Raw genomic sequence first — 14722 nt, forward strand, 5'->3', positions numbered from 1 at the left:
TGCCTGCCACGTCGGTTCGTAACGAGTGCGTGTGGTTTGGTGTCGGTAAAAGGTACTTAGGGTACTTAACGAGTGATGTGTTTACCAAGGTGTCCCGCCCTGCGGGGCACCTTGTGCCGTTTCCCGGTCAGCCAAGAAGCTGCCCCAGCTTCATGGCTAGGGTCATATCGCCAGAGACCTTGATTTTTCCCATGGCGAAGGCTGCCATCGGGTTCAGGTTGCCAGCGATGAGCTTCGACAGGTTCTTTTCCGAAATATGTATGGTGCATTGCGCTGGACGGTCCTCAGTGAGAGCCTTGCCCTCCTCCAGCGTGATCGCGCCGTCCGTGCCGCAGTCAAATTTGATCGTCTCAGCCAAAGGGTGTTTGTCCAATCCGCGTTGCATCTTTGCCGCGATTTCATTCAAGGTCATGCCCGTTCTCCCATTTCGCACAGGTACCTGAGCAGCCCTGGCGTCGGGCGCAACGGCGACGTTACGGCTCAAAATGAAAAAGGCCCGCCATGGGCGAGCCTTCCTAATCGCTGCTAACAGATGATCAACCCAAGCGACGTTTCCGTGCGGCCAGAAGACGCAGGCGAAGTGCGTTCAACTGGATGAAGCCCGCCGCGTCCTTTTGATCATAGGCGCCGGCGTCATCCTCGAAGGTCACATGCGCCTCGGAATACAACGAGCTGTCAGACCAACGCCCCACACAGGTGGCCGAACCCTTATACAACTTCAGACGCACCGTGCCGGACACAAGTTCTTGTGACTTGTCGATGGCTGCCTGCAACATCTCGCGTTCGGGCGAAAACCAGAACCCATTGTAGATCAGCTCCGCGTAGCGCGGCATCAGGCTGTCCTTCAGATGGCCCGCGCCGGAATCAAGCGTGATCTGCTCGATGCCGCGATGCGCTTCGAGCAGAACAGTGCCACCGGGCGTCTCGTAGATACCGCGGGATTTCATGCCGACGAACCGGTTTTCAACAAAATCCAAACGTCCGCAACCGTGCTTGCCGCCAAGCTCGTTCAGCTTGGTCAGGATCGTGGCGGGCGACATGGCCTCGCCGTTGATGGCAACCGCGTCACCTTTGTCAAAGGTGATCTCGATGTATTCCGGCGTCTCGGGGGCATCTTCGGGTGCGACGGTACGCTGGAACACATAATCGGGCGCCATGACGGCGGGGTCTTCCAGCACCTTGCCCTCGGAAGAGGTGTGCAGCAGGTTCGCATCGACGGAGAACGGAGCCTCGCCGCGTTTGTCCTTGGCGATCGGGATCTGGTTTGCCTCGGCGAATTCCAGCAACTTTGTGCGCGAGGTCAAATCCCACTCACGCCATGGCGCGATGCATTTGATATCGGGGTCGAGCGCGGCTGCGGACAGCTCAAAGCGGACCTGATCGTTGCCCTTGCCGGTCGCGCCGTGTGCGATGGCATCGGCGCCGGTTTCACGCGCAATTTCCACCAGACGCTTGGAGATCAGCGGGCGGGCGATGGACGTGCCCAGTAGGTACAGCCCCTCGTAGACCGCATTTGCGCGGAACATCGGAAAGACGAAGTCCTTTACGAACTCTTCACGCACATCCTCAATGTAAATGTTTTCAGATGGAATACCGAGCAGCTCAGCCTTTTTACGCGCCGGTTCCAGCTCTTCGCCCTGGCCCAGGTCGGCGGTAAAGGTCACCACCTCGCAACCGTATTCGGTCTGAAGCCACTTCAGGATGATCGAGGTATCAAGGCCACCGGAGTAGGCCAGCACGACTTTCTTGGGCGCGGACATAATGTTTCCCTTTGTTCGGATCGCACGCGCGATAGCGGGTTTTTGCCTTGACGGCAAGGTGCGCGCCTTCGTGAGCCTTGACAGCAAGGGCAAGCATCCGCCTTTAAGATGAATTGCTTCGCCGCACTAGGATGTGACCTTGGGGTTTTTCGCTTTTCTCCGGCCCACGCTTGGCCTTTTGAACCAGCGCATCTTTGCGGCCCTGCGGCTGTCGGTGCTGCCCGTTCTGTGCGGACTGGGGATTTGGATGCTGGGCCGTCTATACGCTGGTGGCGAGCCGTCGACAGGTCTGTCCTACCTGTGCTTTGTTTTGTTGGAGCTGTTGGCGCTGTGTTTTTGCCATGCTTGGTTTGCGATCCGATGGATGCGACTGGTGCTGCTGGGCGAGCCTCAGACAGCCATCGGCGGCCTGTTTCCGCCTCGGGCATGGCGGCGCTATGGCCTGCGGCTGTTTGGTTTGGCCTGCGGGTTCTGGGTGGTGGCAGAGGGTGTGGTCGCAACGACAGACCATTTCTGGACTCTTCGCCCAACGGGGGAGTGGGTCCGCTACATCACGCTTTACCTGGGGTTGGCATTTGTCTTTCACCGTATCAGTCCCGTTCTGGCCGGGGTGCCGGTCGGTGCCCCCCTGACAAGAGGTGAGGCTTGGCGCGCCACGCGGGGTGCCAATCGCGCCTGTCTTGGTCTGGCTGCGGGAACGCTGTTTCTGAGCTCCATTTTGAAATTTCCGATGGCGCCGGAGGGAGCCGAGATTTCTGCCTACGAGCCGTTGTTCATCGTCGCGGCCTTCTGGATCCAAGTGCTGGCGTTCACCAGTGCGGTCACGGTCGTGTACCGACGCACAGTCATGGGGGAGTAAAGCTCTTGCCTAAACCCTGTTTCTCGTGAAACGAAAGCCCATGACAGATTTCAACGCTCTCGCCCGCGCTGCCGAAGAGGCCATGCGCGAAGTTTTCCCCGCCACGCCCTTGCTGCGCAACGATCACCTGTCGGCGCGCTTCGGGGCCGATGTCTATCTCAAGCGCGAGGATCTCTCGCCTGTGCGCTCTTACAAGCTGCGCGGCGCGTTCAACGCCATGCGCAAGCGGCCCGATGTGGGGCTGTATGTGGCGGCGAGTGCCGGGAACCACGCACAGGGTGTGGCGTTCATGTGCCGCCATCTGGACGTGAAAGGCGTGATCTACATGCCGGTCACGACGCCGCAGCAAAAAATTCAGAAGACCCGCATGTTTGGGGGCGACAACATCGAGATTCGCCTGACCGGGGATTACTTCGATGACTGTCTCACTGCGGCTCAGGCGTACTGTGCCGAGGCGGACGGACACTTTCTGTCGCCTTTTGACGATGAGGATGTGATCGAGGGGCAAGCTTCTGTCGCAGTTGAGATCGAGCGCCAGCTTGGTCGTGTGCCTGACCACATGGTCATCCCTGTCGGCGGTGGCGGTTTGAGCGCCGGGGTGTTGTCCTATTTCGGGACGGATACGCAATATACGTTTGTCGAACCATCTGGTGGTGCGTGTCTGCGCGCGGCGCTGATGGCGGGTAAGCCTGTGGCATTGGAGACAGTAAACACCTTTGCCGACGGCGCGGCGGTGGCGAAAATCGGGGAACGTACGTTTGCCCGGTTGAAAGGGGTCGGTCTTGCGAACTCTCTGACCATTCCCGAGGACCGTCTCTGCACCACCATGATGGAGATGCTGAATGTCGAAGGCGTGGTCCTGGAACCTGCGGGTGCCTTGTCGGTGGATGCGTTGAAGGATCTTGGCCAAGGCATCCTTGGCCGCACTGTGGTTTGCATCACGTCTGGGGGGAACTTTGACTTTGAGCGACTGCCGGAGGTTAAGGAGCGTGGGCAGCGCTATTCCGGCATAAAGAAGTATTTCATCCTCCGCCTGCCCCAAAGGCCGGGCGCGCTAAAAGATTTCCTGAACCTGCTGGGTCCGGAGGATGATATTGCGCGGTTTGAATACCTCAAGAAATCGGCGCGCAACTTTGGGTCTGTTCTGATCGGGATCGAAACCAGCGCGCCAGAGAATTTCGAGAGGCTCTTTGCCCAGATCACGGCGCATGGGTTCAGCTATCAAGATATCACCGACGACGAGATCCTCGCGCAATTTGTGATCTGATCGTTGGCGGCCCGTAAGGCCGTCGGACCTCTGGGCTCAAGCTGCGATACGCTTTGGCAGATCCTGCTCGAACTGCGCGCGCGAAGTTTGATAAATCTGCCGAATCTGTTCGACGGTCACCACATTGGGCCGTCCGGCATTGGCTGCCTTTTCCCCCTTGAGACAGAGTTGCGCCAACATCTCGAACCCTAGGTTCAGCGCCGCCCCTTTCAGGAAATGCATCTGTTCCTCGACAATCACCAGGTCGGAATCGGCCGTGTCCAGAATGGAAATCGCGCCTTCGACCTCCAGCAGAAACAGCTCGACCACTTCGGCGAAATCTTCGGCACCGATTTCGTCAACCAGCTCGTGCACCCGTGCCCAATCTATCATGCGTCACCTCCTGCTCACGCAAATCTTGTACCGATATAAGGTGAACGCGATCTTTCGATGACAGCGAATTTAGATCGACTTTGATCTTTGAGGTGCTGTTAACGGTGCCAGGGTAACACCTGTGCCGAACAGGCGAAGATGAACAAGGGGCTTGGTTTGCAGGCAGATCCTCTGAATATGCCTCGGCAGCTCACGGCCTCTATCCGGCGGGTGCTGGTCGTCGACGACAGCCGTTTGCAGCTCAAGCTGGTCGGCAGCGTGCTCAAACGTTGGGGATTCGAGGTGATGACCGCGGAATCCGGCCCACAGGCGTTGAAAATTTGCGCTACCGATCCTCCGGATCTGGTGCTTTCCGACTGGATGATGCCTGGGATGAGCGGGCTGGAATTGTGTCGTCGCTTTCGTGAATTGGATCACGAGGGGTACGGATATTTTATTCTCGTAACCTCCAAAAGCGAAAAGGGTGATGTGGCTCAAGGACTGGATGCCGGTGCAGATGATTTCCTGACCAAGCCGGTCAGCAACGACGAATTGCGTGCCCGGATCAATGCGGGCGAGCGGATCCTGTTCATGCAACGCCAATTGTCGGAAAAAAACCGCGACCTCTCGGTCGCGCTGGAAGAGCTGCGTGAGATCCATCAGGCCATCGACAACGATCTGCGCCAGGCGCGGACGATTCAGCAATCTTTGGTGCCAGAACGTGTCTGCGAATTGGCGACATCGCGCGTGAGCCTGTTGTTGCAACCCTGTGGTCACGTGGGCGGGGATCTGGTGGGCATGTTTCGGCCGGGCGGCACCGACCTCGGACTGTATAGTATCGATGTTTCGGGGCATGGCATCACCTCTGCAATGGTGACGGCGCGGGTTGCAGGATATCTTTCCAGCACCTTCCCGGAACAGAACCTCGCGCTGAACCGTGGCTTCGACGGCACGTTTACCATGCGTGAACCGGCAGAAGCTGCAAAGATGCTCAACGAACGGCTCTCCGCCGACCCGGGAGTGGAGGAGTACCTGACGATGGCCTATGTCGCCGCCGACCTGTCGACAGGACGGATGCGCATGGTGCAGGCGGGTCATTCGCCGCCGCTTCTTCTGCGTGCGGATGGCCGGACGGAATTCATTGGCGATGGCGGTTTGCCCATCGGCCTGGTCGAGGAGGTCAGCTACGACCAGCATGAATTCATGCTGCACAAAGGCGATCTGCTCCTGCTGTATTCAGATGGCTTTACCGAAGCAGTGATGAAAAACGGCGAAATGCTTGGCGACGACGGTCTCGTCCGCCTGTTCCGAGAGAGTGCTGCCGCGGGAAGCGGACCTGACATCATGGAGGATATGTTTTGGCGCCTCACCGCAGAAATGGCCGATTCCGAGAAGCTGGGCGACGATGTATCCGCCGCCTTGTTGGAGTATGACGTGCTGTCACGACCGACCTGATCAGCGCAGATACCGCGCCACGATGTCACGTTCGCCCGGATTGCCCAACTCTCTGACGGCTTGATTGGCGTCCATCCAGACAGCAGAATGACCGGGTTCAATTGGCTCAACCAATCGCAGGACAGGCCGCGCGACATACAGCATGCATAGCTTTTCAGCCCATATTTCGTATTCAGGCATCCAAGTGAAACGCCGAAAGGCCCCCAGTCTGCGCGGGTTTGCGATCTTCCAGCCGGTTTCCTCCCACACTTCGCGATGCAGCGCCTGCAATGGGCTTTCACCGGGATCAATGCCACCTCCTGGCAGCTGATATTCGGGGAACGGCTCTGACTGATGGGTCAGCAGCAGATCATTGCCCTGTGGCAAAACCGCATACACACCGGGTCGAAAAATGTAATTTTGCCCGTCAATCGGGGCCTCACCGTACCTGCGCATGCTCTGCCCCCTTTGCGTTTTCTGCCATAGCGCCTATATGCTCGCCTTAACTGCCAGCCATTGGCACCCAAGAAAACCCCCAAGGATCTCCTCATGAGCTTCGGTGACAAGATCGCCTGGGACGACACCGTCCTGCCCTTCCAACTTGACCGCTCCGACATGCGTGGCCGCGTGGCCCGTCTCGACGGAGTGTTGTCAGGCGTCCTGCAACAGCACAATTACCCCGCGCCCGTCGAAGCGCTGGTGGCCGAAATGGCCTTGCTGACCGCTCTGATTGGTCAGACGATCAAGCTGCGTTGGAAACTTTCTCTGCAAGTTCAGACCAATGGGCCGGTGCGCATGATCGCCACCGACTATTATGGTCCCGAGGCCGAAGGTGAGCCTGCGCGCATTCGCGCCTACGCCAGCTTTGATGCCGATCGGATCACTGATGATTCGCCGTTCCAGCAGTTGGGGACGGGCTACTTTGCGGTCATGATCGATCAGGGCACTGGCATGCAACCCTATCAGGGCATCACGCCCATCGCCGGGACAAGCCTGTCTGACTGTGCAGCGGCCTATTTTGCGCAGTCTGAGCAGCTGCCGACCACCTTTGCGCTGTCTTACGGTCGCTCGACCGAGTCCGGTCAGGCGGAGAAATGGCGCGCGGGCGGGATCATGTTGCAACACATGCCAAAAGCGTCGCCCTACGCCAAGGACGCGCCCTCGGGTGAAGACAGCCTCGTCGCGGCGCAAGATCTGCTCGGCGGTGACGAGCAGGAGAATTGGAGCCGGGTGAATATGCACCTCGGCACGGTGGAAGAGCTGGAACTTATTGGCCCCTCCGTCCCGCCGACTGATCTGCTTGTGCGTTTGTTTCACGACGAACAGCCCCGCGTTTATGACAGCCAGCAGATCCGGTTCGGGTGTACTTGCTCCGAGGACCGGGTGCGCCAGTCGCTGTCGATCTACTCGGCCAAGGATATTGAGAAGATGACGACCGACGACGGCCTCGTCACTGCGGATTGCCAATTCTGCAGCGCGCATTACGAGCTGGATCCCAAGACCGTCGGCTTCGAGGCGGACAACGGGAAGTGACCAAGGTCGACGACCAGATAAACGCTTTGCGGCGCGCTTCCGGATTGGTTGGCGCGCCGTCTTCGGATTTTGACCTGAACCCGGAGGTGACCCCGGCAGAGGGGCGCAAACTGCGGGCCGCCGGGGTTCTGGTGGCCTTTGAGCCGCGCGAAGACGGGTTGCATCTTCTGTTGACCAAGCGGTCGTCCCACCTCAAGCATCATCCCGGACAGATCGCCTTTCCCGGCGGCAAGGTCGATCCCGGTGATGCGGACGAGGTGGCCGCCGCACTGCGGGAAGCACGGGAGGAGGTCGCTCTGCCCTCCGGACATGTCGAAGTGCTGGGCACCCTGCCCGCCCATGAGACTGTGACCTCATTCACCGTGACACCGGTTTTGGCGTTGATTCACACGCCATTTGTTCCGGTGCGCGAACCCGGCGAGGTTGAGGAAGTGTTTTACACGCCGTTCGATCACGTCATGGATCCGGCGCGCTATAGCGTTCAGCACCGGCGCTGGCGCGGCCAAAGGCGGCTCTATTACACCGTCCCTTTCGGTCCCTATTACATTTGGGGCGCCACGGCGCGGATGCTGCGCGCATTGGCAGAGCGGGTGGCATGACCACCGTTTCCGGCGACTGGCTGACCACGCCCGGCACGCAGGCTGTCTTCGCCATGTTGGAGAATGCTGGTCATCAGGCCTACGCCGTTGGCGGCTGTGTCCGAAACGCATTGTTGGGAGAGCCGGTCGCGGATGTGGACATCTCTACCTCTGCACGGCCCGAGACAGTGATGGAATTGGCCCGGACGGCGGGCCTGAAACCTGTCCCCACCGGTCTTGAACACGGTACAATCACTGTCGTGGCAGGCCGTCAGGGCTATGAGGTCACCACCTTTCGCGCCGACGTAGAGACGGATGGTCGACGCGCTGTCGTGTCTTTTTCGGATGATATTCACGCCGACGCTGTGCGGCGCGATTTCACCATGAATGCGCTGTACGCGGATAAAGATGGGCATGTACTGGACCCGCTCGGCGGTCTGCCGGATCTGCGCGCGCGACGGGTTCGCTTCATCGAAGATGCGGATCGGCGTATTCGCGAGGACTATCTGCGCAGCCTGCGCTACTTCCGGTTCTTCGCCTGGTACGGCGACCCGGCGGATGGCGTGGACCCAGATGCCATGTCCGCCATTTCCAGCAATCTTGATGGATTGGACCTGCTGTCTCGCGAACGTGTGGGGCAAGAGTTGGTAAAACTGTTCGGTGCGCCTGACCCCTACCCCGCCGCCTGTATCATGGCGCGCACCGGCGTTCTGGCAAAGGTGCTGCCCGGCGCGACCGAGGTGCCGCTTGGCCCGCTTCTGGTGCACGAGCAGAGCCTCATGCTACCGCCGGAGCCTCTTCGTCGTCTCGCAGTCATGGGGGTATCGGACGGTCGCTCGCTCCGTCTGTCCAAGCCAAAGCAAAAGCGTCTGGCACTCTATCAGGATTTGATAGGCGTGACCCAATCCCCGATTGAAATCGCGTATCGCCATGGTGTCGACATTGCCCTGGATGTCTTGGCAGCGCGCGCTGCAAGCTTTGAGACGCCCCTGCCTCAGATCGACCGACAGGCTCTTGAGCACGCCGCAAATGCGCGGTTTCCCTTACGGGGAAAAGACCTGCAGACAGCGTATCAAGGCAAGGCGCTGGGCGATGCGCTCAAGCGGCTGGAGCGGAACTGGATTGACTCTGGCTTTACGCTCGCCAAGGCGGCGTTGCTGGCCCAGCTATAAATGCGTGACATGAGCATCCAACCGGGCTAAACCGAGACTGAACGCACTCGGAGCCAACCTGATGATGATTGCACGGTCCCTGCCCAGCTTTGTCTGACTGACCCTGCACGCGCGGGCAGCCTCAGGCCCCCGCGCTCTATCGTCATGCCCGATCCACGCCCACCAAAAGGCGATCCGAATGTTCCGCTTCTTTGAAAATCTCGTCGACCCTTACGCCGAATATCCGCGCACCGACACACCCCCCAAGCGGCTTTTCCCCTTTCTGATGCAGTACACGCGCCCGTTTAGGGGGGTGTTCATGATTGCCACCGTGACCTCGATCCTGACGGCCACGGTCGAGATCGGTTTGATCTACGGCATGGGCTGGGTGGTGGACATCCTCGATGGCGATCCGGCGCAAGTCTGGGCCACGCATGGGGCCACGCTGATCTTTCTGGCGCTGTTCCTGCTGATCCTGCGCCCGCTTTTGAACGTGTTCGATGTGGCTCTGATCAACCAAACCATCCTGCCAAACCTTGGCACGCTCGTGCGCTACCGCGCGCATGGGCATGTGCTGAGGCAGTCCGTCGGCTGGTTCGAGAACGACTTTGCCGGGCGCATAGCCAACCGTATCATGCAAACGCCGCCCGCGACGGGTGAAGTGGCGTTTCAGGTGTTCGATGCGGTGACGTTTTCGCTGGCCTATGTCATTGGCGCGATGGTGCTGTTGGGGGACATGGACCCTCTGTTGATGGTGCCGCTCGGGGTCTGGATGCTGCTCTACGCAGGATTGATCCGCTGGACGATCAAGCATGTGGCGCCCGCATCCAAGGCCAGCTCTGACGCCCGCAGCCAGATCAACGGGCGCGTGGTGGATGCCTACACCAACATTCAATCGGTGAAGATGTTCGACCATCACGACCGCGAGATGGATTACGCACAAGAGGCGATCGAGCATGGCCGCGTGACCTTTCAACGCGAAATGCGGCTCTATACCACCATGGATCTGGTTCTGAACGTGCTCAACGCGTTGTTGATCGTGGGGGTTGTTGGAATGGCTCTGGCGCTGTGGTTGAACAGCGCCACCTCCGCTGGGGCGGTGGCTGCGGCGACGGCTCTGGTCTTGCGGCTGAACGCGATGACCGGCTGGATCATGTGGGCAACGACATCGTTGTTCCGTGAGTTGGGCATCGTTCAGGAAGGCATGGAAACCATCGCCCAGCCCATTGACCTGACGGACGCAGCCGGTGCTAAGCCGCTGCAATTGACCCAAGGTCGGATCGAGATCGACGCATTGTCGCATCACTACGGTCGCGGGGCAGGCGGCTTGGACAGTCTCCACCTCTCCATTGCGCCTGGTCAGAAGGTCGGCTTGGTTGGCCGGTCCGGCGCGGGGAAATCGACGCTGGTGAAGCTGCTTTTGCGGTTTTACGATCCCGAAAGCGGCACAGTCCGCATCGACGGGCAGGACATTACGCAAGTCACACAGGCCAGTTTGCGGGCCAACATTGGCATGGTTCAGCAGGAATCGAGCCTGTTGCACCGATCCGTCCGCGATAACCTGCTCTATGGACGTCCAGACGCGACTGAGGCGCAAATGATTGCCGCCGCCAAACAGGCACAGGCGCATGATTTCATCCTGGACCTCACCGATCCGCAGGGGCGCCGAGGCTACGACGCCCAAGTGGGCGAGCGTGGGGTGAAACTGTCTGGCGGGCAACGCCAGCGTGTGACTTTGGCACGCATCATCCTGAAGGATGCGCCAATCCTGATCCTCGACGAGGCCACCAGCGCGCTGGACTCAGAGGTCGAAGCCGCCATACAGGATACGCTTTACGGCATGATGGAGGGCAAGACTGTCATCGCCATCGCGCACCGCCTGTCCACCATCGCCCGAATGGATCGGATCCTCGTGATCGATCAGGGACATATCGTCGAGGATGGCAGCCATGACGCGCTTTTGGCTCAGGGTGGCCTATATGCCAGCTTCTGGGCGCGCCAATCGGGCGGGTTTCTGGATCTCGACGAAGAGGCAGCGGAATGATCGCACACATCATCCACAAGGCCGGCGGCCTGATCGACACACGCGCACAGGCCGAGGGGCCGCCGCCGCGCACGCTGGCACGGTTTATCCGCTGGGCGCTCAAGGGGGCTTGGCCGGTGATCCTGCTGGGCGCACTGATTTCGCTGTCCGCAGGCAGCACGGAAGTTCTGTCCATGTACCTGCTCGGATTAATTGTGGATGCAGCAGGTGAGGCCGGGTCATTGCTCGACCATTGGCCTTTGTTCCTGGGCGCAGCCGCGTTGATGCTGGTACTGCGTCCGCTGTTGTTTGGTGGACTGGCGCTCACACAGACGGTGATGATCGGGCCGAATGTATTCAATCTGGTGATGACGCGGCTTTACCGCTGGACCATCGACCAATCCGTCAGTTTTTTTGACAACGATTTCGCCGGACGGTTGGCGCAGAAAAAGGTGCAGGCCGCGAACTCGCTGACCGAGACCGTGATCGAAAGCGTCAATGCCCTGACCTTGGGTCTGGCGACGGTGCTGGGCACGGCTGCGCTGCTCGGGGCAGTAAACCTTTGGTTGGTGCTGATCCTTCTGGCTTGGTTTGTTGGGTATTTGTGGTTCTTGAAGCGTCACCTGCCGACGATCCGCAGCCGCTCTGCCAGCCGGGCAGGCGCACGGGCTATGGTGTCGGGGCAGGTGGTGGATACGCTGTCCAACATCAAGACGGTCAAGCTATTCGCCGGACGCCAGTACGAAGATACCAAAACGTTGGGCACACTGGATGAATTGCGAACCAAGGCGCTGCGCTTTGGCGAGGCAACCACCAGCTTTCGCCTTGGCTTGATCTGCATCGCGGGGCTGCTGCCTGTGGCATTGATTGGCGCGGCAGTGGTATTGCGCGACAGCGTGACACCGGGCGATATTGCCGCCATCGGGGGGGCATCGCTGAGGCTGGCTCAAATGACCGGCTGGATCAGCTTCTCGATCATGGTGATCTCCGGCCATCTGGGCGAGGTCGAGGATGGCATGAACACGTTGTCCGTGGCGCATGACCTGACCGATGCCCCTGACGCCGGTACGCTGAACGTGACAGAGGGACGTATCCACTTCGACCAGATCACCTTTACCTACGGCGGCGACAGTGGCGGCATCGAGGGGATCGACCTGACCATCGCACCGGGGGAAAAGCTGGCCATTGTCGGTGCCTCTGGCGCAGGCAAATCGACGCTCGTTGCGTTGCTTATGCGGCTCTATGACACCGAAAAAGGCACGTTGCGCATTGATGGACAAAACGTGGCCGACGTCACCCAAGACAGCCTGCGCCAGCAGATCGGCATGGTCACGCAGGAAACGTCCATGTTCAATCGCTCCGCTTTGGACAACATTCGCTACGGTCGTCCGGACGCCACGGATGAGCAGGTGTTCGAGGCCGCGCGCCGGGCAGAGGCGCATGAGTTCATACTGGATCTTCAAGACGCCGAAGGACGGCAAGGCTATGGCGCGCATTTGGGCGAACGCGGGGTGAAGTTGTCCGGCGGGCAACGCCAACGGATCGCTCTCGCCCGGGCCATTCTGAAGGACGCACCCATCCTGATCCTGGATGAAGCGACCAGCGCCCTGGATTCCGAGGTGGAGGCCTCGATCCAGACGGCGCTGGACCACGTGATGGAGGGGAAGACCGTGCTGGCCATTGCGCACCGGCTGTCGACCATTTCCAGCATGGACCGCATCATTGTGCTTGATCAGGGGCGCATTGCCGAAGCAGGCAGCCACGAGGATCTTCTGGCGCAACAGGGTCTATATGCCCGCTATTGGGATCGGCAATCTGGCGGCTTTATCGGGTTGGACAAACAGGAGGCCGCAGAGTGATCCGAAACTGGCTGCCAAAGATCGACCCATTCCAGCCAGCAGACGGACCGCCGCCAAGCGGTCTTTTGCCATTTATGAGGTGGGCGCTTAAAGGGTCCTGGCACGCCATCGCGCTGGCCATCTGCGTGACATTGGTTGTCGGGATAACCGAAGTCATCGTGGCGCGTTACACCGCATGGGTGATCGACAGCGCCCAAGCCGCGGGGCAGGGCGCGTTCTGGGATGCCTTCTGGCCACAAATCCTGGTGGGCGTCGGGTTCTACATGGTGTTCCGTCCCGCCCTGTTCCTGATCGATGCAGCCGTGAGCGGCGTGATGCTGAGCCCGAACTTGTTTCCGCTGATCCTTGCGCGGATCAACAATCACACACTTGGCCACTCCATGGCCTTCTTCGAAAACGACTTCGCCGGGCGGATCAGCCAGAAGGCCAACCAGGTTGCGCGTGCGCTGACCGATCTGGTGATCGAGCTCACCGACGTGGTGATTTACGCGCTGGCCATGTTCGCAGGGTCCTTCTTTATCCTTGGGGGCGTGGACTGGCGGCTGCTGTTGGTCTTTGTGATCTGGGGTGTCCTGTATGCCGCTGCATTGCGTTATTTCATCCCGCGCGTGCAGGTTCGATCCGCCAGACGGGCCGGGGCGCGGACCCAGGTGATCGGTCAGATCGTGGACACCTACTCCAACATTTCGACGGTCAAACTCTTTGCGCGGGACGACGACGAGGATCGCACCACACGCGACACGTTGGACGTTTACAGGTTGAGTAGTCTCGATTTTGGTGAACTCTCGGCGCTGTTTCGCATGGTGTTGATGACGCTTGGTGGCTTGCTGCCTATGGTGTCGATTCTGCTGGCGCTCTTCTTGTTCAGTCGCGGTACAGCAACGGCCGGCGATATCGCCATGACCGCGATGATGACGACGCGGCTGTCCATGCTGACCAATCGACTGGGGCGTGTGGCCATCTCGATCTTCACCCAAGTGGGCGAGATTGAGGATGGTGTCGAAACGCTGGCGCCGCCGCACGCGATTTTGGACCGGGCAGGGGCGGCCGATACGGCGCCGCGCGGTGCGATCCGTTTCGACGCGGTCGGCTTTGCCTATGGCGGGGAAACCAACGCTTTGCGGGCCTTTGATCTGACGATCGGCGAGGGTCAGAAGATTGGCTTGGTAGGGGCCTCCGGCGCCGGAAAATCCACCGCGGTGTCGTTGCTTTTAAGGCTGCATGACGTTGAAAAGGGTCGAATTTTGCTGGGCGGCACAGACATTCGCGACCTCAAACAGACCGCGCTGCGTGAGGCGATCTCAGTGGTGCGGCAGGACACATCGATGTTCAACCGCTCTGCCATGGATAACATTCGCTACGGTCGGCCCGACGCGACGGATCAAGAGGTCTTTGAGGCCGCGCGGCGGGCGTCTGCGCACGATTTCATCCTTGCACTGACAGATAGCAAGGGGCGCGCTGGCTATGATGCGCGACTCGGCGAACGGGGTGTGAAATTGTCCGGTGGCCAGCGACAACGCATCGCTTTGGCTCGCGCGATTCTGAAAGACGCGCCGATCCTGATCCTCGACGAGGCGACAAGCGCTCTCGATTCCGAGGTGGAGGCAGAGATCCAGACCGCTCTGGAGCAGGTCATGCAGGGCAAGACCGTCATTGCTATCGCCCACCGGCTTAGCACCATCGCTGCCATGGATCGGATCATCGTCATGGACCACGGGCAAATCGTTGAACAGGGCACGCATGACGAGCTTCTGGCGCAACAGGGTCTATATGCGCGCTATTGGGCACGGCAGTCTGGCGGTTTCCTTGGCGCAGAGGCGGCCGAATGACCGTGGCAAATTTGCGCTAATCCCTTGCCCTGACCATGGTCTGTGCGGCATGGGCGGTGTAATCGATATATCCACTAA

The 14722-nt window shown here is 59.8% G+C and carries 13 protein-coding genes; 9 read left to right on the forward strand and 4 right to left on the reverse strand.

Features of this window, described 5'->3' with window-relative positions; all coding sequences use genetic code 11:
• Nucleotides 1-127: 127 nt before the first annotated feature.
• Entirely contained in the window at nt 128-412 is a 285-nt protein-coding gene (locus J4E08_RS04750) for an SCP2 sterol-binding domain-containing protein (protein ID WP_349537513.1), read from the reverse strand.
• A gap of 124 nt (nt 413-536) precedes the next feature.
• On the reverse strand, nt 537-1760 hold the full coding sequence (locus J4E08_RS04755) for an argininosuccinate synthase (RefSeq protein ID WP_349537514.1): 1224 nt from the start codon (nt 1758-1760) through the stop codon (nt 537-539).
• Between the two features lie 139 nt (nt 1761-1899).
• Here J4E08_RS04755 and J4E08_RS04760 point away from each other — a divergent pair, with 139 nt between their 5' ends.
• Both J4E08_RS04760 and ilvA read left to right on the forward strand, forming a co-directional pair.
• Complete coding sequence (locus J4E08_RS04760; RefSeq protein WP_349537515.1) at nt 1900-2619, forward strand: hypothetical protein; 720 nt, start codon at nt 1900-1902, stop codon at nt 2617-2619.
• A gap of 40 nt (nt 2620-2659) precedes the next feature.
• Nucleotides 2660-3886: a threonine ammonia-lyase IlvA gene (gene ilvA, locus J4E08_RS04765; protein WP_349537516.1), complete on the forward strand. Its 1227-nt coding sequence runs from the start codon at nt 2660-2662 to the stop codon at nt 3884-3886.
• A gap of 36 nt (nt 3887-3922) precedes the next feature.
• Here the strand turns inward: ilvA and J4E08_RS04770 are convergent, their stop codons facing one another.
• Complete coding sequence (locus J4E08_RS04770) at nt 3923-4258, reverse strand: Hpt domain-containing protein (RefSeq protein WP_349537517.1); 336 nt, start codon at nt 4256-4258, stop codon at nt 3923-3925.
• Between the two features lie 177 nt (nt 4259-4435).
• Here J4E08_RS04770 and J4E08_RS04775 point away from each other — a divergent pair, with 177 nt between their 5' ends.
• Nucleotides 4436-5692 carry a SpoIIE family protein phosphatase gene (locus J4E08_RS04775; protein WP_183962976.1) on the forward strand — a complete coding sequence of 419 codons (1257 nt, stop codon included), beginning with the start codon at nt 4436-4438 and terminating at the stop codon, nt 5690-5692.
• Here the strand turns inward: J4E08_RS04775 and J4E08_RS04780 are convergent, their stop codons facing one another.
• Nucleotides 5693-6127, reverse strand: a complete 435-nt coding sequence (locus J4E08_RS04780; RefSeq protein WP_183962349.1) for an NUDIX hydrolase — start codon at nt 6125-6127, stop codon at nt 5693-5695.
• A gap of 93 nt (nt 6128-6220) precedes the next feature.
• Here J4E08_RS04780 and hslO point away from each other — a divergent pair, with 93 nt between their 5' ends.
• The 6 genes from hslO (at nt 6221) to J4E08_RS04810 (ending at nt 14644) form a co-directional block, all read left to right on the forward strand.
• Nucleotides 6221-7204: an Hsp33 family molecular chaperone HslO gene (hslO, locus tag J4E08_RS04785; protein ID WP_349537518.1), complete on the forward strand. Its 984-nt coding sequence runs from the start codon at nt 6221-6223 to the stop codon at nt 7202-7204.
• Nucleotides 7201-7803: a CoA pyrophosphatase gene (locus tag J4E08_RS04790; RefSeq protein ID WP_349537519.1), complete on the forward strand. Its 603-nt coding sequence runs from the start codon at nt 7201-7203 to the stop codon at nt 7801-7803. The genes hslO and J4E08_RS04790 overlap by 4 nt, the downstream gene beginning before the upstream one ends.
• The gene (locus J4E08_RS04795; RefSeq protein WP_349537520.1) at nt 7800-8954 is read left to right on the forward strand and encodes a CCA tRNA nucleotidyltransferase; all 1155 of its coding nucleotides are present in this window, start codon (nt 7800-7802) and stop codon (nt 8952-8954) included. Before J4E08_RS04790 ends, J4E08_RS04795 begins: the two co-directional genes overlap by 4 nt.
• 178 nt (nt 8955-9132) lie before the next feature.
• On the forward strand, nt 9133-10977 hold the full coding sequence (locus J4E08_RS04800; protein WP_349537521.1) for an ABC transporter ATP-binding protein: 1845 nt from the start codon (nt 9133-9135) through the stop codon (nt 10975-10977).
• Complete coding sequence (locus tag J4E08_RS04805; protein WP_349537522.1) at nt 10974-12815, forward strand: ABC transporter ATP-binding protein; 1842 nt, start codon at nt 10974-10976, stop codon at nt 12813-12815. Before J4E08_RS04800 ends, J4E08_RS04805 begins: the two co-directional genes overlap by 4 nt.
• 74 nt (nt 12816-12889) lie before the next feature.
• Nucleotides 12890-14644, forward strand: coding sequence for an ABC transporter ATP-binding protein (locus J4E08_RS04810; protein ID WP_349537523.1), 1755 nt, complete (start codon nt 12890-12892; stop codon nt 14642-14644).
• Nucleotides 14645-14722 lie beyond the last annotated feature (78 nt).

Source organism: Sagittula sp. NFXS13 (assembly GCF_040148795.1).
Classification (GTDB): Bacteria; Pseudomonadota; Alphaproteobacteria; order Rhodobacterales; family Rhodobacteraceae; genus Sagittula; species Sagittula marina.